This window comes from Oscillatoria sp. FACHB-1407 (genome assembly GCF_014697545.1).
Lineage (GTDB): Bacteria > Cyanobacteriota > Cyanobacteriia > Elainellales > Elainellaceae > FACHB-1407.
The window spans coordinates 98,137-119,904 of sequence record NZ_JACJSA010000011.1; the positions used below are offsets into that span (position 1 = coordinate 98,137).

Annotated in this window: 21 protein-coding genes; 16 read left to right on the forward strand and 5 right to left on the reverse strand. The window is 47.8% G+C overall.

Annotated elements, in window-relative coordinates; translation table 11 throughout:
• Window positions 1-260: 260 nt before the first annotated feature.
• The 6 genes from H6G89_RS18760 to H6G89_RS18785 all read left to right on the forward strand — a co-directional run bounded on the left by H6G89_RS18760 (window position 261) and on the right by H6G89_RS18785 (window position 6,545).
• The gene (locus tag H6G89_RS18760) at window positions 261-509 is read left to right on the forward strand and encodes a CDGSH iron-sulfur domain-containing protein (protein ID WP_190509200.1); all 249 of its coding nucleotides are present in this window, start codon (window positions 261-263) and stop codon (window positions 507-509) included.
• A gap of 6 nt (window positions 510-515) precedes the next feature.
• Window positions 516-1,451, forward strand: a complete 936-nt coding sequence (locus tag H6G89_RS18765) for an NADP-dependent oxidoreductase (protein WP_199336801.1) — start codon at window positions 516-518, stop codon at window positions 1,449-1,451.
• Between the two features lie 218 nt (window positions 1,452-1,669).
• Window positions 1,670-2,260 (forward strand): isochorismatase family protein, encoded by a 591-nt coding sequence (locus H6G89_RS18770; protein WP_190509201.1) that lies wholly within the window; start codon window positions 1,670-1,672, stop codon window positions 2,258-2,260.
• 17 nt (window positions 2,261-2,277) lie between these two features.
• Entirely contained in the window at window positions 2,278-3,330 is a 1,053-nt protein-coding gene (locus tag H6G89_RS18775) for a quinone oxidoreductase family protein (RefSeq protein WP_190509203.1), read from the forward strand.
• 261 nt (window positions 3,331-3,591) lie between these two features.
• Window positions 3,592-4,626 (forward strand): MBL fold metallo-hydrolase, encoded by a 1,035-nt coding sequence (locus H6G89_RS18780; protein WP_190509205.1) that lies wholly within the window; start codon window positions 3,592-3,594, stop codon window positions 4,624-4,626.
• A gap of 242 nt (window positions 4,627-4,868) precedes the next feature.
• Window positions 4,869-6,545 (forward strand): iron uptake porin, encoded by a 1,677-nt coding sequence (locus H6G89_RS18785; RefSeq protein ID WP_242060011.1) that lies wholly within the window; start codon window positions 4,869-4,871, stop codon window positions 6,543-6,545.
• A 119-nt stretch (window positions 6,546-6,664) separates the two neighbouring features.
• On the opposite strand, the gene H6G89_RS18790 is transcribed toward H6G89_RS18785, so the two are convergent.
• From H6G89_RS18790 to H6G89_RS18805, 4 genes are all read right to left on the reverse strand, one after another.
• The gene (locus tag H6G89_RS18790; RefSeq protein WP_190509207.1) at window positions 6,665-7,801 is read right to left on the reverse strand and encodes an HhoA/HhoB/HtrA family serine endopeptidase; all 1,137 of its coding nucleotides are present in this window, start codon (window positions 7,799-7,801) and stop codon (window positions 6,665-6,667) included.
• A gap of 126 nt (window positions 7,802-7,927) precedes the next feature.
• Window positions 7,928-8,389 (reverse strand): hypothetical protein, encoded by a 462-nt coding sequence (locus tag H6G89_RS18795; RefSeq protein ID WP_190509209.1) that lies wholly within the window; start codon window positions 8,387-8,389, stop codon window positions 7,928-7,930.
• A 4-nt stretch (window positions 8,390-8,393) separates the two neighbouring features.
• On the reverse strand, window positions 8,394-9,110 hold the full coding sequence (locus H6G89_RS35090; protein WP_242060012.1) for a hypothetical protein: 717 nt from the start codon (window positions 9,108-9,110) through the stop codon (window positions 8,394-8,396).
• 352 nt (window positions 9,111-9,462) lie between these two features.
• On the reverse strand, window positions 9,463-10,365 hold the full coding sequence (locus H6G89_RS18805; protein ID WP_190509211.1) for a LysR family transcriptional regulator: 903 nt from the start codon (window positions 10,363-10,365) through the stop codon (window positions 9,463-9,465).
• Window positions 10,366-10,455: 90 nt separating this feature from the next.
• Between H6G89_RS18805 and H6G89_RS18810 the strand changes: the two genes are divergently transcribed.
• Both H6G89_RS18810 and H6G89_RS18815 read left to right on the forward strand, forming a co-directional pair.
• A complete protein-coding gene (locus H6G89_RS18810; RefSeq protein ID WP_190509213.1) occupies window positions 10,456-11,013 on the forward strand; it encodes an NAD(P)H-dependent oxidoreductase in 558 nt (185 codons plus the stop codon).
• 51 nt (window positions 11,014-11,064) lie between these two features.
• Window positions 11,065-12,099, forward strand: a complete 1,035-nt coding sequence (locus tag H6G89_RS18815) for an MBL fold metallo-hydrolase (RefSeq protein WP_190509215.1) — start codon at window positions 11,065-11,067, stop codon at window positions 12,097-12,099.
• A 159-nt stretch (window positions 12,100-12,258) separates the two neighbouring features.
• Here H6G89_RS18815 and H6G89_RS18820 read toward each other — a convergent pair whose 3' ends face one another.
• Window positions 12,259-12,414 (reverse strand): hypothetical protein, encoded by a 156-nt coding sequence (locus H6G89_RS18820; RefSeq protein ID WP_190509216.1) that lies wholly within the window; start codon window positions 12,412-12,414, stop codon window positions 12,259-12,261.
• Window positions 12,415-13,364: 950 nt separating this feature from the next.
• Here H6G89_RS18820 and H6G89_RS18825 point away from each other — a divergent pair.
• The 8 genes from H6G89_RS18825 to H6G89_RS18860 all read left to right on the forward strand — a co-directional run bounded on the left by H6G89_RS18825 (window position 13,365) and on the right by H6G89_RS18860 (window position 21,632).
• Complete coding sequence (locus H6G89_RS18825; protein ID WP_190509218.1) at window positions 13,365-14,249, forward strand: N-acyl amino acid synthase FeeM domain-containing protein; 885 nt, start codon at window positions 13,365-13,367, stop codon at window positions 14,247-14,249.
• Window positions 14,250-14,274: 25 nt separating this feature from the next.
• Window positions 14,275-14,769 (forward strand): 3-hydroxyacyl-ACP dehydratase FabZ, encoded by a 495-nt coding sequence (fabZ, locus tag H6G89_RS18830; protein WP_375539701.1) that lies wholly within the window; start codon window positions 14,275-14,277, stop codon window positions 14,767-14,769.
• Between the two features lie 73 nt (window positions 14,770-14,842).
• The gene (locus H6G89_RS18835; protein WP_190509222.1) at window positions 14,843-16,111 is read left to right on the forward strand and encodes a glycosyltransferase; all 1,269 of its coding nucleotides are present in this window, start codon (window positions 14,843-14,845) and stop codon (window positions 16,109-16,111) included.
• 128 nt (window positions 16,112-16,239) lie between these two features.
• Entirely contained in the window at window positions 16,240-17,583 is a 1,344-nt protein-coding gene (locus H6G89_RS18840) for a glycosyltransferase (RefSeq protein ID WP_190509224.1), read from the forward strand.
• Between the two features lie 8 nt (window positions 17,584-17,591).
• On the forward strand, window positions 17,592-18,260 hold the full coding sequence (locus H6G89_RS36135; RefSeq protein ID WP_305082316.1) for a DapH/DapD/GlmU-related protein: 669 nt from the start codon (window positions 17,592-17,594) through the stop codon (window positions 18,258-18,260).
• Window positions 18,261-18,267: 7 nt separating this feature from the next.
• Window positions 18,268-19,176: an ABC transporter ATP-binding protein gene (locus tag H6G89_RS18850; RefSeq protein WP_190509226.1), complete on the forward strand. Its 909-nt coding sequence runs from the start codon at window positions 18,268-18,270 to the stop codon at window positions 19,174-19,176.
• Window positions 19,160-19,909 carry an ABC transporter permease gene (locus H6G89_RS18855; protein WP_190509229.1) on the forward strand — a complete coding sequence of 250 codons (750 nt, stop codon included), beginning with the start codon at window positions 19,160-19,162 and terminating at the stop codon, window positions 19,907-19,909. Before H6G89_RS18850 ends, H6G89_RS18855 begins: the two co-directional genes overlap by 17 nt.
• A gap of 91 nt (window positions 19,910-20,000) precedes the next feature.
• A complete protein-coding gene (locus tag H6G89_RS18860; protein ID WP_190509231.1) occupies window positions 20,001-21,632 on the forward strand; it encodes an FAD-binding oxidoreductase in 1,632 nt (543 codons plus the stop codon).
• Window positions 21,633-21,768 lie beyond the last annotated feature (136 nt).

The window sequence follows — 21,768 nt, forward strand, 5'->3', positions numbered from 1 at the left end:
TTGCAACTCAACGAAAGCAATCAGATCAAGCATTCAGAGAGGTACGCTGCTCGCGAGCAGCAAGGAAACGTGAGAAAAAGATCTTGCCTCACTATATAAGGTCTTAGGTTATAGGAAACCCAACGAAAGTTGAGGATTTAACAGCTTTTCACAAGAATTAGCCAGGTTTGGCAACTATAGGCAAGATTTAATTGAGTGGCGTCCGGGATACTAACTGTCAACCCAACGTTGCAACGCTCGTGTTGAGCAGGAGAGGCACAATGTCTATCGATGTACCCGTTATCGTCGATAAAAAACCTGTTGTCATGGAGCTAGAGCCAGGCACTTATCACTGGTGTAGCTGTGGTTTATCAGCCAATCAGCCCTTTTGTAACGGATCTCACCAAGGAACATCATTTCAGCCGTTCGCCTTTGATATAAGTGAGAAGCAAACGGTTGCCCTATGTTTGTGTAAGCAAACAGGAAACGCTCCATTTTGTGATGGGTCACATCACAAGTTAGAGAGTTAGAAAGCTATGAACATAATGAATGCTGTTCGGCTACACGGTTATGGTGACCCTGAAGTTTTAGTCTATGAAACGGTTCCTCGCCCGGAACCCAAGGCAGATGAGGTTCTGATCCGCATTCATGGGGCAGGTGTGAATCCGGCTGACTGGAAAATGCGCCAGGGCTATCTAAAGGATAAGTTTCCTTTTCCATTGCCCCTAATTCTGGGTTACGACCTGGCAGGAGTCGTAGAAGCGGTAGGGACTCAGGTAACTGATCTGGCGGTGGGGGATGAGGTGTTTGCTATGGTGCCCCTACACCAACTGGGTGCTTATGCCGAGTATACAGTCGTCACTGCGGCGTTAATCGCGCCTAAACCATCGACCGTGGACTTTGCAACCGCTGCCGGAATCCCTAGCATTGCTCTGACAGCATGGCAGTCCTTGTTTGACCTGGCGCAACTGGAAGCCGGACAGACGGTCTTGATTCATGGAGCGTCTGGGGGGGTGGGACGATTTGCTGTGCAGTTTGCCAAATGGAAGGGGGCGATCGCCATTGGAACTGCCTCGACTCAAAATTTGGATGCTTTGCGACAACTGGGAGTTGACCGGGCGATCGACTACAAAGCAGAACGGTTTGAAGAACAGGTATCCAATGTGGATGTGGTGCTGGATACGGTTGGGGGAAATACCCGGCAGCGATCGTGGCAAGTGCTCAAACCAGGTGGAGTTTTGATCTCAACGGAAGGTGCAGCGGAGCCAGTTGTTGCCCCATCAACAAATATCCGAGGCATTGCGATTTTTGTGACACCTCACAATAACATCCAACTCCGTCAGATTGGTTCTCTCATCGATAGCGGTGTTGTGCAACCGCCTAAAGTGGAGAAATTTGCGCTTCAGGATGCGGCTAAAGCTCATGCTGCAATCCAGCATGAGCATCGGCGCGGCAAGTTGGTATTGACGTGATATAGCCATGATCAAGACAACCAGAAAGAGGGAGTGTAGGAGTTACACTCCCTGTACTGAACTAACTTGCACACTGCTGTAGTTATACAAGTTGCGATTGTCATCGTTTACCCCTGTTTAGAGTTTTAAGGGCTGAATGGGTAGTGTTTAACTCACTTTTTTGGCTCTTCTGTGTCAGTGATTCAATTCTCAAACTCTCTTATCTCTGGAACATTGCTATGAACCATCTATTTACTCCCGAAAACTCTGCTTTACTGCTGATCGATCATCAAGTTGGTACGATGAAATTGATCAAGAATTTACCGCTGGAGCAAGTCGAACGAAACACGCTGGCTCTAGCAAAAGCAGCAAAAATTTTAGATCTTCCGGTGATTTTCACCAGCAGTCAGGAAGAGAGAATTCAAGGCCCACTCATGCCAGCATTGCGAGAAATTTTGCCGGAAGCCTTTGATGCGCGGGTTAAACGGGCAGGCATTGTCAATGCCTGGAATGACACGAACTTTAGAGAAGCCGTTGAAGTGGCTGGACGGCGAAATTTGATCATGGCGGGTGTGACCACCGATGTTTGTCTGGTGTTTCCCTCGATTAACGCCGTGCAGGATGGATATCAGGTGCAGGCGGTGATGGATGCTTCTGGCTCCCCCTTTGACCTCTCAGAGGAAATGTCTAGACGACGGATGGAGAAGGGTGGTGTGGTTCTAACTGCCACCAACACCATCATTGCAGAATTGGCTCAAGACTGGAGTAAGCCTGCTGGGTCACAGTTGATTCAGCTTTTGTTCCAGGATGTGTTGCCTGCGATTCAATAGACCTTGTTCAGCCTGGGATGGGGCGATCGCCCCATCCCAATAATCCCCCTAATTTGCAAGACATCTGGCAATTCATGTTGACGTTCAAGGCGATCCGACAAACTCAATTTGGTGGACCAGAGGTGCTGGTGTTGGAGGAACTACCCATCCCCCAACTGGCTGCCGAAGACGTGCTAATTCGAGTCCATGCGGCTTCGATTAACCACTTTGATGTGATCTCGCGACGAGGTGACTTTCCGGGAGTGCCATTACCGCGCATTCCGGGGATGGATTGTAGCGGTTATGTGGAGCAGTACAACGGTAAACGAACCGATCTGTCGGTAGGGCAACCTGTCGTTGTCCTGGGAACCACGTTGGGCAATGGTGGATCGGGTGGGTATGCGACCCATGTGTGCATCGATCAGGAGGAGGTGTTTCCAGTTCCATCAGGTATGGATTTGACGATCGCCACTTGTTTGGGAATGACCTATCTAACAGCCTGGTATGCTCTGAAGCAGCGATCGCCCCTGCAAGTGGGACAGATTCTCCTGATTCCGGGAGTGGGAGGTGGGGTAGGCAGCGCAGCCCTGCAACTGGCTCAAGCATTGGGTATTCGGGTGATTGCAACGACGAGCAGTGCTGCTAAACGCCAGCAGGCATTGGCACTGGGTGCTGAAGCCTGTTTCAACTATCGAGAGCAGGATGTCGTGCAGGCAGTACGTGAATGGACGCAGGGACGGGGAGTAGATGCGGTATTAGATGCAGTAGGTGGCGACTCCATTCAGCAGGGACTGAACTGCCTAAGGAAGGGAGGTCAGTTACTCAGCATTGGGATTGTACGGGGCGATCGCTTTACGGTGGATGCGATCGCCTTCCTATCTAACGAGCAACACCTGCTAGGGGTGAATGTGGGGCAACTGACACCGGGCGATCGCTACCAAATCTTCTTGCAACTGGTGGATTTGATTCAATCCGGAAAACTAACTGTGACAATTGAGCACACTTTTCCTCTGGAAAAAGCGGCGGTTGCTCACGCTTTGATTGAATCTCAGGAGCAATTTGGCAAAGTCGTCCTCCTCCCCCATGGCTAGAGATCAGTGCTTAGAGACAGGTTTTGCCGTCAAATCCATTGTAGAGAGCAGATGGGTTTGATCAACCCGCCCGTACCGTTTACGGATTGATTCAATCCATAATCCTGAGTGCTGCTATTCACGGATAGGGTTTGGAAATAAAACCAGGGGGGTGTGGGGGCTGTGCCCCAGTCAGGGATAGAACCCCTGCACCCCAAATTCCCACCCTTATTTACGACGAGTTGTACTTAGTTTCAGCAAAGAAGGGATGATGAAATTAGTATGAAACCGAGATCGTTATTTGTGTGGTTGTTTGTCGGAATTGTGACTTGTTGCATTGTTGTTGGGCAAATATTACCAACTGCGAGCACTCCATCAGCGATCGCACAAGCTGACATGACACAAGCCAACATTTCCTTACCTGCCAATGCGATCGGTCCTGCTATTCCTGCTGATAAGGGTTATCTAGTCGAAGAAATCCGCGATGGGTTGTATTGGGTTACAGATGGGTTGTATAACGCCATGTTTATGGTCTACGACGCAGGTGTTGTGGTTGTAGATGCACCTCCAACAATTGGTGAAAATTACCTCAAAGCAGTTCAAGACGTCACGGATAAACCTATTACCCACATCATTTATTCCCATTCTCATACGGATCACATTGGAGCCGCTTATCTGTTTCCAGCGACAGCTACCTTTATTGCTCAAGCAGAAACGGCTGAAATTTTGACTCGTCGTCGTGATGCGCGTCGTCCACTCCCGACTACCACCTTTCAAGATACCTACACGTTAGAAGTAGGTGATCAAACATTGGAGCTAGCCTATCGAGGCAACATTCACCAGGCAGGTAATATTTTTATCTATGCACCCAAGCAGAAAGTTCTGATGTTGGTGGATATTGTTTATCCGGGGTGGGTGCCTTACAAGAATTTGGGGATTGCAGAAGATGTACAGAGCTATATCGAGGGGCACAGTATTGCGCTGGAATATGACTTTGATCTGTTTTTAGGAGGGCATGTAACCCGACTGGGCACTCGACAGGATGTGTTGGATTCGCAGGAATATGTCAACGACCTGAAGCTGGCTGCAACTCAAGCCCATCAAGCGATCGCCATTGCTGATGTTGCTCAACAGGTGACCAATCCTAACCCCTTCAAGGTATACGATGCCTATCAAGATGCTCTTAGCCAATTTTGTACAGAACGAGTATTGAACAAGTGGCAAAATCGACTGGGTGCAGCGGAAACCTATACCCCTGACAACTGTTGGATTATGGTTGAGGCACTGGGAGTGGATTTAGTGACATCTCAGCCATGAACATCGAAAGGTAAATCTCTGAACTGCTGGTGTTGCTCTAAAACAGATGTTTGCAACAAACTTTTATCTCACAACAATGATAAGAGTCTGTACGAAGCGATGTTTACGCTCTATTCTAATATTTGTGTATTTGAGTGTTATACCGTTTCTATAAATTGGGTTGTACACGCATACATCTATAAGAGTAGTTCGTGAACTGCTTCTATCTCATCTGTCGTTCTATTTTAAGGAATTGCTCTGATATGGTAAAACCTCAATTAACCTGGCTACAACTCATCGGAATGAGTTGTCTGCTCGTTTTTATATCTCCTGTTCAAGCAGAAACAGTACAGGATCAAACCTCAACGTTCGATATATCAGATCCATTAGCGACCCCTGAAGTTCAGATTGATAGCGAAATTAATTCTGGTGCTGCTGCATTAGAGGATCCATTGGAGAGGGATGAGTTCATTGACCAAGTGACATCGGTCAGCCAGCTATCGGATGTGCAACCGACGGATTGGGCATTTCAAGCACTTCAATCTCTGGTAGAGCGATATGGAGCGATCGCCGGATATCCAGATGGTACGTTTCGGGGAAGCCGCAGCATGACCCGCTATGAATTCGCGGCTGCATTGAATACGGCTCTAGACCGCATCAATGAATTGATTGCAACAGGGTCAACCTCGCTGGTCACCCAAGCCGATTTGGTCGCGCTACAACGATTACAAGATGAGTTTGCCGCAGAACTGGCGACACTGCGCGGACGAGTAGATATGCTAGAAGCGCGAACAACTGAGCTGGAGGCAAATCAATTTTCTACGACGACACGACTCGTAGGACAAACCATCTTTGCGGTGAATGCAGGCGGGATTGATGGAGATACGGTGCTCAGCCCCACTGGAGCCACTTTTAGAACAGACGATCCGAATGCAACGTTAATTTACCGGGTGAGCTTGGATTTAAATACGAGTTTCACTGGAACCGATTTACTCAGAATCCGCCTGGACACAGGGAGTGGCGGACCGAATGACAACGCGGGTGGGTTTTTAGAACCCAACTTTGGAAGTACGTTAGACTTTTCGGCTAAACCTCCCAGCAATGGCACCTTTGGCATTGGTCGCTTATTCTATACCTTCACTCCCTTAGAAGGGGTTACGGTTTCCATCGCGCCTAATATGCGTACCACGGACTATGTTGATCGCAACCGATACGCCAATCTGAGTTTCCGTGACTTCAGCACACTGGCGTTGATGAACAATTACGTCCTATTCCCTATCAATGGCCCTAGCTCAGGGGCTGCTGTTGATTGGAAGGTTGGCGATAGCCCGTTTACGATTCGGGCATTATATGCGGCTGCTGATGCGGGTAATCCCACGAATCAGGGCGTTTTGCGGGGAACGGCTCCCTTTGTGTCGTTGCTCTATCCTGGTAGCACGTCACCTACTACTGACCTGGGCGATCGCGGTTTGTTTGGAGATACTCATCAGGGTATTGTTGAACTGGAATATGCCCCCTCAAGCGAGTTTGCCGTGCGAGTGCAATACAGCGGAGGGGACATTTTCGATCGCTCGTTTGATGCGATTGGGGTCAATGCAGAAGTGGCGATCGCACCTTGGGTAGCCCTGTTTGGACGTTATGGCTTTAGCCAGTACAGCGATACAGCGTTTGGTGAGATTGAACCAAACTATTGGATGACGGGCATTGTCTTTCCCGATCTGTTACAAGAGGGAGCCGTCGCTGGAATTGCAGTCGGTCAGCCGTTTATTGCCACTGAAATTGGAAATGCTACTCAAACGAATATCGAAGCGTTTTATCGGTTTCCCATTAACGACAACATCCAAATCACACCAATGATTCAAATCGTGACCGATCCTGGCAATCGGAGTGAGAATGGTGCGATCGTTACAGGCACATTGCGGACTGCTTTTTTCTTCTAGCTATCCCTCTTTAATCACTCTGATGGGGAGTATTTTACCGAAAGTCTTGTTCCTAATTTGTTTGTGGAGAAAGTGATAAAAGTGATAGAAGAGGGATAACTCTGACTCCTAAATCCTGTCTACTGAGTTGCCATGACGGGAAGTTGGTCTGGTTCAATGGTCAGTGCCACTGTTCGCTCACTGCGTTGCAGTGTGACGGGTAGCTTACCCCCCACTCCCACTCGTTCGATGAGTTGCTGCACTTTATTCGCCTGGGTAACGGGTTGATCATCAACCATTTGAATCACATCACCCGCACGCACACCCGCTTTGGCAGCAGGCGAATTGCGTTGAACCTGCACCACTAAAACTCCCTCGTCTTCATCAACCTGCATACCGCTATTCGGCGATCGATTGATAAATTGCTTCACCTGTGGATTAAGCGCAACCATTTGTACCCCGATATAGGGATGTTGCACCTGTCCCGTGGTGATGAGCTGTTGAGCAACCTGCTGGGCGGTGTTGATCGGAATAGCAAAGCCAAGTCCCTGTGCTCCCTGAAGAATGGCGGTGTTGATGCCAATCACATCTCCTGCGGCGTTGAGCAGTGGTCCCCCAGAATTCCCTGGATTGATTGCAGCATCTGTTTGGATGAAGCCAACTCGCTTATCAGGAATACCGATCGCCGCACTAGATCGCTCAGTGCCACTAATCACACCTACCGTTACGGTTTCCTGCAACCCAAGCGGATTACCGATCGCGATCGCCCACTGCCCTTGTCGAACTGCATCCGAGTCCCCAAGGGTGACGGTGGGCAAATTCTCCGCTTGTACCCGAATCACAGCTACGTCGGTGACTGGATCTTTTCCCAATACCTGCCCCTCTAAAATCTGACCATCCTGAAATGAGACAGTTACGGTGTCTGCTTCATTCACTACGTGAGCATTGGTGAGCAACAACCCATCCGCGTCAATTACAAATCCAGAACCAATGCCTTGCAACACAGGAGCATTCAAGGGCGATGACTGTCCTCCACCCAGGAAGGGTCTTAGAGGACCAGGCACCGTTCTTGATCCTCCTAAAGTTCGAGATACATTCACCTGAACCACGGCTGCTTCCGCTTTATCAACGGCGGCGGTGACAAAGTTATCCTCCGCGTTGTTTGGCTGAAGTGGGAAAGCCTGAGCAGCACCGTTGTTCAAACATCCAATACCAAGGCTAAGAAACACAATTAGCAAACAAGTTGCTAATCGCTGTATCCAACGCTGAGAAGTCATTGCTCGTTGCTCACTTTGGGACTACATGGTCTGCAAACGTTGGAACCACTTACGGCTGCGGCTCCATAAGCATGTTAGCGCGATCGCTCAAGCTCACTCTCTACCAGAAGATCAACTTGATATCGTTCATGTATTTGGCGATGGCGATGTTGTTGGAGTTGGCTGGGACTGCTCACACACAAAACGCAAGACGGTTGCTGCGCTGCTGCCTGATTGAGGTTGTGCTAGCGGACCAGCATCGTTATAGTTAATCCGCTGGATGACCTGTCGCTCTCTGCCATGAACAACAACTCGCCTGAGCCGAGAAACGCCGCTGGCACAATCAACAGAGCGATACAACATGGCACCATAAACGGGCTGTTCTAGTTCAACTCCGATAAACACATCATTCGGTTGAGGAAAATCACGGTATTCCCAATACCAAACAATTCCATCTTTAAACTCAATTGAGTTGCGCTCTACCATAAAGCGATCGCCGACTGCATTGCGTGTTATCTCAACCCAGTTTTCTTGGGCAGGTTGAGCCAGCACACTAGCAACGGTAACAAACGGAATCATCGCTGCCAAACCAATAAACAGAGTTTTCATAGAGCTACTGGGGATTAGGCTGAGATTGGTTATCAGACGCCTCTTCAGGTGTGCGGGTACGATAACGCTCAACATTTTGGATGGCTTGCTGAGCATAGGTATCATCGGGACGTTCGTCTAATGCTCGCCGAAAATAGAGCAACGCTGTTTCATAATCCCGTTGCTGTGTTGCCTCGTATCCTGCCATCATATAGCGATCGAACTCTGAGGACTGGGGAGGTTGCTGTGCAGAAGATGGGGAGGGTTGAGGCGTAGCAGTTGCCGCTCCCCCTCGCTGTTGCTGATAGGCATTCACAACCCGCTGAATGTAGTCTGCAATTTCAGTACTATTATGCTGAGACGGGTCACCCCGCATCCACCAGGCAGCAGCCCGACGCACCGCCAACGTTTCATTGTTACCGCTAGCCCCATACTCGTCTTGCAGCACATCTCGCATCACACAAGTGACAACTGAACGGGCAACCGCTGGACTAGCCTCAAACTCAGTTGGAGAAAGCTCCCGACCAATACATGATCTTGACCATCGAGGAATGTTTCCTGGCATGATCTGCCAGTCGCTATATAGCCCATCATTCTCACGTCCTGTTTGAGGTGCTGCCTGACGCAGGGCTTCGACCAGTGCTGCAACTTGTTGATCTGAAACTTGTGCTTGGGCTGGTAACGTCCCCACTGTAAGCAGGACGCTGAGGCTGACGATGAGTTTGCCAATGAGTAATCGCATCACTATCATCCAAATTACATCCCAAACCGCATCTTACAGTTATCCCTTAGAGTTTGTCATTCATCATTTGTTAGTTGTTTTTTGAAGAAAAATAAGCAAGTGGGGAGTGAACGTAAAGTTGAGAATTAGACAGAATTTACTTTCTTAAAGTGTCAATTTATGGTTAACTTTTGTGTTGTCAACTCCCGTTAGAGGTAGATCCTAATTCCCATATAGCAACCGTTAAGACAGTTAATCAAGGAGGCTGTGCCCCAGTCGGGGGTTCCACCTCTGCACCCCGTCCTAACTAACCCCTCGGTTGCTGTAGGAGATCAAACCTGGAGATGCCCTTGATTCTCGCAACAGTTAAACGCTAAAGACGTGAGCAAACCTCAGCCAGTTGTGTTCTAAACCATGTCTGTGCTGTATTTCGTTGGCTTCGTTCATGCCACATCATCTTTACTGTCGTGGGGTTAATTTCAATAGGAATAGCTGTCAGGTGAAGCTGATTGGCAATACCGCTTAATTGAATCACTCGTGTTGGTAGTACTGCAATGAGATCAGAATTCACAAGGATCTGAGGAGCGACAGAAAACTGATTTACAGTGAGTCCGATACGCCGATGTAACCCTCGCTCTTGTAGTAATGGGTCGATAACTCCCGTCGATTCTCCAGTTAACGTCACCAGTAAATGGTTTGCTTGAGCATAGCGGTTGAGTGTCAGCTTTTTTCTCGCCAATGAATGATCACGCCGCATGGCACAAATCCAGGGAGAGGTCAGTAAGGGGTGCGATCGCACCCGTGGCGGTGGGCTTGGAAAAACCCCAATGGCAATATCAATTTCTGCTTGTTCTAACAACATTGGAGCATTGATGTGAGTGTTCGGTATGGTTCGCAAATTAATCTGGGGGGCGATCGCTTCAATCACTCTCATTAACGGAGGCAAAATCAAAGCAGCACTAAAGTCGTTTAAGGCGATCGTAAAGGTAGCCGTCTCTGTAGCAGGGTCAAATTCAACAGGTTCCAGCGTTTGTCGAATTTGATTGAGTGCTTCACGTAGAGGTTGCCAGATTTGCAGGGCTTTTGGAGTAGGGCTAACTCCACTTGGAACTTTGATAAACAACTCATCATTCAATAAGTGACGTAAGCGTTTCAACGCATTGCTAACCGCAGGTTGAGTCATATTTAATCGTTCGGATGCTCGCGTCACATTGAGTTCTGTCATCACGGCGTCAAACACATTGAGCAGGTTGAGGTCAAAATGCTCATAATTCATACCAGTGATAACCCTCATCTCAATTATCTATTAGACAATATAACAGTTTTGCCAATATCGTGGACTTGTAGGGCTAAGGCAGAGCAAGCCATGAAAAACGTGTTAGCGATTTTGGCACATCCAAACTTTGCAGAATCAAGAGGCAATAAGACACTGGTAGACGCGATTCAAGCACTACCATCGGTTAAGATTCACAATCTCTATGAGCGATATCCCAACTGGCAGATTGATGTGCAAGTTGAGCAAGAACTCTTGAGACATCATGATTTGATCGTGCTGCAATTTCCGTTGCAGTGGTACTCGGTGCCACCTCTGCTGAAAAAATGGATGGATGATGTTTTGACTTATGGGTTTGCCTTTGGAACAGGTGGAACTGCACTCCAGGGTAAAGAACTGATGCCCGTTGTAACCACTGGTGGAACATCAGATATGTATGTCGCAGGTGGTGCAGTTAACTTTACGATCAGTGAATTTTTGCGACCGATTCAACAAACAGCTAACTACTGCGGAATGATCTACAAAACACCTTTTACCGTTCATGGATTGTTTCCCAAAGTGTTAGAGGTTCCTGGAACAATTACCGATGAACAGATGTTTGAAGAAGCTCAGCGATATCAACATCTATTGCGACAATACAGCGAAAGTTAATTATAAAGCCGTTTTAAGGCGGACAGAAACAGAATTCGATTGGAGCCAGATATGCCACTTTCTATTCATGCGTTCATCCGATCGGTGTGGCGATCGCGCCTCAAAGTAATGTTCTTTATTGGAATCTTGCTCGGCTTCTTATTGACCACACCTACCGTTAACGCGATTAATCAAAACAGCACACCGAATGCAGGTGTTTATCAGTTTAGCGTTGGCGATTTCAAAGTAGCCACAATTTCCGACGGCTTATTAAAGTTACCTCCCCTACCAACCTATGCTCCATTGGCAGATCCTCAAGAGGTTGAGCAGGCGATGGTTGAGCGGTTTTGGTCACCTGATACTCTATCCCTCTATTTCAATGCGCTTTACGTTGACACGGGAACACACCACGTTTTGATTGATACCGGAGCAGGCACAGAACTTGGAACTGGACTGGCAAAATTAGCTCAAAACCTGGCGGCGATCGGGATTCAATCCCAAGATATTGATACCGTGATCATCACCCATGCCCATCCTGATCACATCGGTGGTATTGTTGCTACAAACGGACAACTGACCTTTCCCAACGCTCGGTATTATATTTCAGAAGCGGAGTGGCAGTTTTGGATGGCTCCAACCGTCGATTTATCGTCACTGCTCGTTCCCGATCCATTTAAGCAGGGAATCCTGGCATCGGCTCGAAAACATCTGGGAGCGATCGCCAGTCAAGTCAACCTATTTCAACCGGATCAAGAAATTATTCCAGGTATTGTTGCGATCGCAGCACCGGGACATACTCCCGGTCAGTCTGCGCTGAAAATTGAGTCTGGAGGTTCTCAACTTATCGTTGCGGCGGATGTCTTCTTTAATGAAGCGTTTGATCTAGAACATCCTGATTGGCAAACTGGGTTTGATCTCAATCCCCAACAAGCTGCGGAAACCCGACGCAGACTGTTGAATCAGGTTGCAGATGAGCGAATAATGGTGATGGCTTACCACATGCCATTCCCTGCACTAGGACACATTCGCTCACAGAATGCTGCTCCTGACACAACAAATCATATTCGATACGAATGGGAGCCTATTCTTTGGCAATTTGAGTCTTAAGGTATAGGTTTGGTCAGAAAGCTTATACCAATTCAATTTTTTAGAGCTACACATCTGGCCCGGTGGTGTTCCAAACCTGTTGATAACCTCTGTAAGATCCCCTGTAGTCCCCCTTACCAAGGGGGACTACAGGAGGTTAGTGGCAACAGATCTGAAACACTACCTAATAATGAATAGCCCAATCGCAACGACACCAGTAAAGTCTCCGAAGGAGAATTGAGCGAGGCAGAGGTGAGTCAGGAAGAGAGTAGCGATCGCCACTCCCCCACAGGCCAGGCTAAATAGTAAAATTGCAGAGGTACTGAGAGATATCATGGTTCTTCTCAAATTACTTTTGAGTTTCATTTGGTGAATTAGGTGATAACTTCTTCAAGTACTTTACCCAGTTAATGAAATCTCTCTGCATCAATGCGTGAGACAACTACTTTCTCAAATTGACAAAGTAAAACTGAACTTCTTTCAGCGTTCCTGAATTCTATAGCTGTAGCCACATGCGATGGGGCAGAGGTGAGTCAGGAAGCTTTCCCAGTACAAGGTTTGAACTATTGCCTTTGCTTTAAGCTTTCTGACTAAAGCTATATTTTATTGAGACTAGTATTCCTTTTTTATAACTTCGGATAATTAATGTCAGGCTTTGTATTAAGTGAGCCAAAAAATAATCTCAAAAATATTACATGCAATATTACTTGATCGAGTTTAGACATAACTTTAAATAGAAAGAACCTTTATTTTTGTTATCAGATGCGTGAGATGTAGACAATAACTACACTGGCACTGATTATCAACTTACAAATTAAGAAGTTACTTTAGAACAGGAATTTTCACTATTGTAATTCACGCTTCATCAAAAGTAACTTCATTTCGGGACTCAAGATAACTTATTTTTCGTTCCTTTTTCTCCGTATTTTCTACTGGCGTGTTTCCAATTAGCTTGACTAAAATTGTAGCTATGTTATGAGCGGTATTTCCTAAAGGATTAGTTAAAACAGTCAGGCAAAGTTAAGTCTTCACCAAACTCAGACCCTCATAAAACAGCTTTATTAGTGTGCAAACTACCAATATTGGCGATCGCCCAAACTCTTCTGGTTAACAAGTCCAGACTGATTATTGGGAACAGACTGTCATTTTTCAATCTATAGCAATCCCAAACGATACGTGAGGCACGAGGCTGGGACACACTCCCCTCCTTCAAATCATCTCACCCTCATTTAGGTCACTGTAGAAACGCTTGACATTCCTACCAATTGAATAAGGAGTAAAGGCACATGAAAAAGCAATGGATGGCTTTTCCGCAATCTTCCCATGCTCAAAAATTAAGAGAGAAGATCAAGATTAAATTCGATATCTCTGGTGATCTGATCTTCAAAATAGCAGAGACAAAGTCAGAATTGGAACAAGCATTTCAGTTGGTTCATGATGCTTACGCCCAAGAAGGTTACATTGAACCTCATCCATCTGGTATTCGAGTATGTTTGATGGATGCACTGCCCACGGCTACCACCTTTGTGGGAATGCAGGGCGACAAAGTAGTGGCAACAACATCACTATTTCCCGATTCAGCATTAGGACTGCCGCTAGACACTATCTACAAATCAGAAGCGGATCACATCCGTCATCAATATCGGCGTATCGCAGAGGTGGGTAAATTAGCTTCTAATCCTGATTTTCGATTCAGGGATTCTAGCATTCCATTGCATCTCAACAAGATTATGTTCTTGTATGCCACTGAATACCTTCGTGTGGATGACCTGGTGATTACTGTCAATCCAAAACATCAGCGGTTTTACATAGATATCTTGTTGTTTGAGCAGATTGGCGAAGTCAAATCCCTCAAGAGTGTGAATGACAATCCAGCAGTCCTTTTGCGACTCGATCTGAGAACTGCAAAAGAACAATATCGCAGTGTATATCAAGACTTGCCCCTACAAAACAACCTCTACTATTTCTATACAATGCATCAACATGATTGCATTCATCTTCCTGCAAAAAGAAGTCCGGTTAATGTCTGGAGTGAAGAACTTCTACATTACTTCTTCCAACAAAAAACAGATTTATTTAGAGGAACGACCCGCGACACGCTCAATTTAATCAAAGCACTGCATCTTTCCTACTACTCCGATCGCCTTGAACAAATTTTTAGGTCTGCTTAGCCAAGCTATCCATTCTAGAGCCATGATTGCTACAGTCAATGCCAGTCCTCCAACGCCGTTTGGAGATTCACCCCGTGATCCAACCCTGCCAATTTCGGCTGAATCGATCTATCAACTGTTGCCCCATCGTTATCCCTTTGCGTTAGTCGATCGCATTATTGCCTACATTCCAGGGCAACGGGCGACGGGACTTAAGAATGTCACCATCAACGAACCGTTTTTTCAAGGGCACTTTCCCAACTACCCCATCATGCCGGGTGTCCTGATTCTAGAAGCAATGGCTCAAGTGGGAGGCTTTGTCACGACACAGCTACCCGGTATAGAAACAGGAATTTTTGTGTTTGCAGGAATCGACAAAGCTCGGTTTCGTCGCCCGGTTCGCCCTGGCGATCAGCTTGTGATGACAGCTGAATTAATGCATATCAGACAAAATCGTTTTGGAAAAATGAAAGCTTTGGCTGAGGTGGATGGGCAGCTTGCCGCAGAAAGTGAGCTTCTGTTTTCGATCCTTAAACATTGATGACCTATCTCGCAGTTGCTCCCTTTTCCTGACCCCATTTGTCTAACCCTATCCTTAAATAACACCAACCATTATGAAAATTCTGGCATTACCCTACGGAAATTCAGTTGCCCATGTCAGCCGTCTACTTGAAATTGCCAAAGTTTTGAGAGCGCGAGGCCATGAAATTATTTTTGCAGGTGAGGGTAAATGCCTCGATATTGTCGGGCATGAAAGTTTTACAGTTTTAGAGTTACTGGATGTTCCCTTTGAGCAAATAATCAATGCTTTCCGAACTACAAATTTTTCGTTGTTGTATGGTAATGCTTCCGAAATGGAGGCGTATGTTCAGGCGGAGTTGACGTTATACCAGCAAATCAAGCCTGATCTAGTGCTGACAGACGATCGCAGAACTGCTTCTATTTCAACTGCTATAGCCAATTTGCCCCATATCGCGGTTGTCAACGCCCACGTTACAAACTACAGCCAATTTCCTCTACTGCTTCCACTGCTGGGTTCCAGCGTTGGATACCCGTTGCCTGCACCTCTCAACACCTTGCTTTACCAAACCCAAGTTAAGATTGAGCGACAGGTCTATAACACCGCCTTGAAGGGCATTCAGACCGTTCAAAGAAACTACGGGCTGGAACCTGCTTTTGCCTATCAGGTTGCCCAGGGCAAAGATTTAACGCTGATTGCAGATATTCCCGAATTTACGCCTCTCCACAATCCACCCCAAACCTTTCATTACGTTGGTCCAATCACCTGGCAAAGCAGTTTGCCAGCACCCCAGTTTCTAGAACAATTTAAGTCTTACCCAAAACGGGCTTATCTTGTTTTAGGCAGCGGTGGCTTCAAAGAGTTTTTCAAATATTTATCGGTTTTTGAACGCTCAGATTTTGCGATCGCCATTGCGGCTGGAGAGTTGGTTCATGAAGCTCCGGCTCACCTACCCAAAAATGTTTTTGTAGAGAGATACATCAACGCCGATTTATTACTTCCCCATTGCGATGCCATTGTCTGTCATGGGGGCAATGGCACCGTCTATCAAGCCCTGAGACATGGCGTTCCTGTGATTGCCATTCCATTTCACAATGAGCAAGACTACAACGCTCGACGGGTTCAACAACTCGGACTGGGCAAGAGACTGTCTCACAAACGAATCTGGAAAGACTTTTCCCAAGTTATTGCAACACTTGAAGAGGTTGTTAACCAATCTAGCTACCGACAAGCCGCACAAGCATTTCAACAACAACTCAACCAGTGGAATGGTCCAGTGCGGGCAGCAGATTTTATTGAGGCGCATTTTAGAGAATGTTTGAGAAATCCTGCGATGGCTAGCAGAAGTTTTAAATCCCCGTAAAGTCCTTAAAAAGCGGACTTCCGCTCTGATTCCCTCATTGAGGAGGGTTAGGGAGAATCTCAAGGTTTTTCAGACATCCTCTTATCCACTACTCACCCACAACATCGTCAATATTCTTTTAATTACCCATGTCTTATCCAGCCCGTATTCACGTTGGAATTACCTGTCCTCCGGCGATCGGCCACTTAAATCCGATGATGGCCTTAGGGCAGGAGTTAAAGCAGCGAGGACATCGCGTGACATTTCTGCAAGTGCTGGATTTTGAAAACCCAATTCGAGCCAGTGGCTGTGATTTTTATGCGATCGCCCCTTCTGATTATCCCCCCGGCACCTCAGCCAACTTTTTTGCGAACTTGCGAAACTTGCGAGAACCTGCCGCAACCCGTTATTGGTTTGAGGAACAGCAGCGAGTCGCCGCAATTTTTTGTCGTGACCTTCCAGTTGCAATTCAGAACCTCGGCATTGATGCTCTGATTGTTGACCAGAATGAGCCTGCTGGAGCCACTGTAGCAGAGTATTTAGGGCTTCCCTTCGTATCGGTCAGTAATGGCTTAATGATGCAGCGAGAGCCTGATATTCCGCCTGTATTTACGCTGTGGAGCTACGAGAAAACGCAATGGGCACGACTCCGCAATCGGATGGTGCATGGCTGCGTAAACGCGCTCAGCCGTCCCTATAGCCAAGTTCTAGCGGCGTATCGACGCAAATGGAAGCTACCTCCTCTGCCACAAGGGGAAATCCTTTACGCCAATTCCAAATTGGCGCAGATTAGCCAACAACCTTCTGTGTTTGACTTTCCACGGTCACAATTGCCGCGACATTTTCATTACGTGGGTCCTTTGCGATCGCCCCACCCCCAACCCTACTCTCAGATCTGCTCGTTTCCCTTCTCCCAACTGACGAAACAACCGCTCATCTATGCCTCTTTGGGATCACTGATGCAAAATCAACAGGTATTCACCTGCATCGCCGCTGCCTGTGAGGGATTGAAGGCTCAATTGGTATTGACACACGGTGGAAGCCTCAGTGACAAGGAAGCTGCTGCTCTGCCGGGTTCTCCCCTGACAGTATCCTATGCGCCTCAGAGAGAACTGCTCGCCAGAGCAACCCTGACGATCACCCACGCGGGATTGAATACCGTGCTGGATTCGTTGACCTATGGCGTGCCGATGGTTGCGGTTCCCATTGCGTTCGAGCAACCCGGAATTGCTGCCCGAATTCGCTGGACGGGGGTAGGAGAGGTGATTCCAGGCGATCGCCTCAGCGTTCGTGGTTTACGGTCTGCAATCCAGCAAGTTCTAACCCTGCGATCCTACGGGCAAAAAGCACTCCTCGCTAAAGCTGCGATCGCTGCCAGTGGTGGGGTTACAAGAGCCGCAGACATTGTAGAACAAGCCATCTGGACTGGAGAACCTGTGATCAATCAGAGCATTTTCAACCAGCAAACAATTTCTCTTGAATCAGTAGGTTAAGAATTAACATGACGTTTATCAGTACTCGCGCAATTTTACTGTTCAGCTTCACATCTGGACTGACTGCGATTGCTACAGTATTAATTATTTATTTCTGTCTCTCTTATGTTTCCTTTGGAGAGTTGACCAGTATTGTTGTCGCTATTCTATTTATAACTATCTTGTACAGTCTGCTGATTCTAATCTATAGAATTTTTCTGATGTTTCTTCCCTTGCATGAAGGTGTCATTAAACCCGGATCAAAACTCGAATTTACTTATCATTTTTATCTGTTAAATTACCTGATCTTTTTTAATTCCCTCACAAAAACTCACGTCATTCCTATTCCACTCAGGCGTTTGATATACCAGCTTCTGGGTGCAACCTTTGGTAAACATTCTTACTGTTCAGGCGCAATTCTCGATCCACCATTAACGCGAATAGGAAGCCACTCACTTTTAGGGCATGACTGCGTTGTGTTTGCTCATGCGATTGAGAGCGATCGCTTGTTATACCATGCCGCTATCCACATCGGTAATCACGTTACGGTAGGGGCAAAAGCTATTATTATGCCAGGTGTGACAATTGAAGATCACGCGATTGTGGCAGCAGGAGCAGTGGTAACGAAAGGGACTGTGATCGGTAACGGAGAATTGTGGGCGGGCGTTCCTGCAAAGCGAATCAGAAGATTATTTTGAAAGCATCATGTTAGTTTACGATATTCAAGATCTTGTTAAAACCTATCCGGGACAATCCAAACCCGTCAACGATCGCATTACCCTACAAATTGAGGAAGGGGAAATCTTCGGCATTCTGGGCGATAACGGGGCAGGAAAAAGTACCCTGGTTCGGCAAATGGTGAATTTGTTAACCAGTAGTGCCGGAACCATTCAATTTTTAGGTAAAGACATCACGACGATTCCCGATGTTGTCAGAATGAATGTCGGTTATATGCCGCAGGAAAGCGGTGCTGTGAAGAATTTAACGATCGCAGAAAGCCTTTACTTTACAGCGCATTTACGGGGAATGAGCCGTCGAGACGCCCGTGAGGAATGCGATCGCCTGCTGCATCAGTGGAAGATGGTTGAGTTGCGCGATCAGCCTGCGGCTCGGCTATCCGGCGGGCAACTGCGATTACTGCGATTAGCGGTGACGATGGCAGGTTCTCCGCCTGTTCTGATTTTGGATGAACCGACCAACGACCTTGATCCACAACGGCGCAAACTGGTATGGGATAATCTGCGCCAACTCAACCAGAAACAGGGAACCACGATTATCTTTATCACCCATGACGCGATCGAGGCCGAGAAAGCTATCCAGCGCGTGGGGATTATGAGAGCCGGAACGCTAGTGGCGATCGGTCGTCCGCGTGATCTGAAACGCCAGGTCGATCGCCTGTTACGCCTGGAGCTATTCTTTGAGCCAGAGCATCCACCCACCCTGCCCGCAGACCTGACCTGTGATCACCCTGCTCCGGGACACTGGCGAGCGTTTCTGGAATGGCATCAAGTTGAGTCAACGCTAAACCGCCTTGACCTCACTCAAATTGACGATTTTCGCCTCTATTCCGCCACCTTAGAAGACCTGTATCTCCACTATGCTAGCAACTCGTAAACCCCTACCCCCCTTACCCCAACTGGTTGACTTGCTATGTATGGAGTTGAGCAACTGGCGCTGGTCATGGCAGGTGATGGCATTAACCGCAACGATTAGCCCCGTGTTGAGCATTGTTGCTTTAGGTAGTTTTGCTCCCAGAAATGACGTTGAAGCCGTTAATGCCATTCTTTCGGGAAGTTTAGTCATGTCTCTCATGTTTAGCAACCTGGGAAATGTGTCTACCCGATTCACCTATATGCGCTTCTCTGGCGCGTTAGATTATTACGCTACGCTCCCCATTCGGCGATCGCTGCTGATCATTGCCGTGGTGCTAGCGTTTTTTCTGCTGTCGTTACCGTCTTTGTTCGTCACCATTGTCTTTGGCACCTGGTTTTTAGACTTACCCTTAAACCTTCACCCATTGATTGTGCTGGTGATTCCACTCTGTGTTTTGCCGTTAGCTGGAGTTGGAGCTGCGATCGGCGCAAATGCTCCTAACCCAGAGGTGGGGGGCGGATTAACGCTGCTGGTCACGATGCTGGCGTTGTTTGTTGGACCTGTCCTCTTACCTGTCAGTCGTTTACCAGACGTGGTGCAAATAGTAGGGTGTTTTAGCCCTGCAACCTACGCAGCATCTGCTCTTAAACAAACACTTTTAGAACCACTAACTCATCGCATCATTGTTGATTTTATTGTGCTCATCAGTTTCTCGTTGTTGAGTTTTTGGTTAGTTGTTCGCAAGTTGAAATGATGTAGTAAGTCTACAATTGACTTTCTCTTATCCATCAATAAACCATCCTATAGCGGGAATGAATTTTGGCTTTATATGTGGAGACAAGATCATGGAATTTGACCAAGCCCTTGCAACCTGGAAAGAACAGATTGGGGAAGAATCCGTTTTGTGCGATCGCGCCACCCTCGATCGCTACGCTCGCAGCACCCAACCCCAGGGCACGCAACCTCGCGCCATTCTCCGTCCAGCTAATACCGTTGAGGTGTGTGCGATCGTGCAGACAGCCGCAACGTATGCCGTGCCGATTTACCCGATCAGTCGCGGACGAAACTGGGGCTATGGCGATGCCTGCGCGGTTACAGGGGGTCAGGTCATCGTGGATTTGAGCCGCATGAATCGCATTCTCGAAATTAACGAAACCCTGGCTTACGCGGTTGTTGAACCGGGGGTAACTCAGGGGCAACTCTACGAAGCCCTGAAATCCACATCACTTTGGATGGATGTCACCGGAGCCGGACCTGAAACCAGCATCTTAGGCAATACGTTGGAGCGGGGTTTTGGGCACACGCCCTATGGCGATCATTACCAGATGTCAGCGGGATATGAAGTCGTGTTGCCTGACGGACGCATTCTCACAACGGGCTTTGGGCATTATGACGAGGCAAAAGCGACGTACCTCTACAAAGCAGGGGTAGGTCCCGCTCTAGACGGACTGTTCACCCAATCTAATTTGGGCATTGTTACCCGAATGGGTGTTTGGTTGCTGCCCAAGCCTGCCTGTATGCAAGGCGTTGTCTTTTCGGTTGCAGATGAAGCGGGAATTGCCCCGTTAGTCGAAGCCCTGCGAGAGCTACGGTTGTCAGGAATTTTGCAAAGTACAGTTCATATTGGCAATGATTTACGGGTAATCTCCTCCGGCAGTCAGTATCCCTGGACGGAAACCAATGGCAAAACGCCCCTACCCGACCCGGTGCGCGAAGCCCTGTGTCGTCAGTTAAACATTGGAGCCTGGACGGGTTCAGGAGCTTTATACGGCACTCACCATACGGTTGCGGCTGCCCGTGCGGAAATTAAGCGGCGATTACGAGGAATCGCCCAGGTTCAATTTTTTGATGAAGCCCTCCTGGAATTGGGTCGTACTGTAGTCAAGGTAGGACAACCGTTTGGCATGTTCAAACAACTGGGCGATCGCATTGCGGCTGCCCAATCTGCCCTCGATTTGCTGACGGGAGTTCCCACCACTCGCTACCTCAAGGGTGCTGGATGGCGATCGCCCAATCCCGTTCAGGACAATAACCTTGACCCTTTGGAAAATGGTTGGGGGCTATTCTGGTTAGCTCCTGTGCTGCCGATGACGGGGGAAGCCGTTTTAGAGGTGTTGGATCTGGTGAAGCCGGAGTTTGAACGCTATCAGTTTGAACCTCAAATTACGTTCAGTGCCATTAACCCGCGATCGCTCTGTGGCATCATCACCATCACCTACAACAAACAAAATCTCGTAGAGGCAGAACAGGCAACTCGCTGCTATCACGCTCTCTTTGATCAACTCATGCAGCAGGGCTACATCCCCTATCGGGTAGGGACTCAATCGATGCAAGCCTTAGCTCAGGGATCACAAGTCTTTTGGGACGTAGCCCACCAAATTAAGCGATCGCTTGACCCCGACGAAATCTTAGCTCCCGGTCGATACAGTCCGCTTTCAGTCAGTGCCATCAGCACAACACCCCTAACGCACTCCTAACCGTAAGGCTTTGCTACCAACCAAATGCTTAACAGGGGGTGTGTTCTTCCGGAGTACACCTCCGTTTGCGCGTTTAGGGCTAATAGATATCGCAACCGAGGGATTGGTTAGAACGGAGTGCAGGGGTGGAACCCCT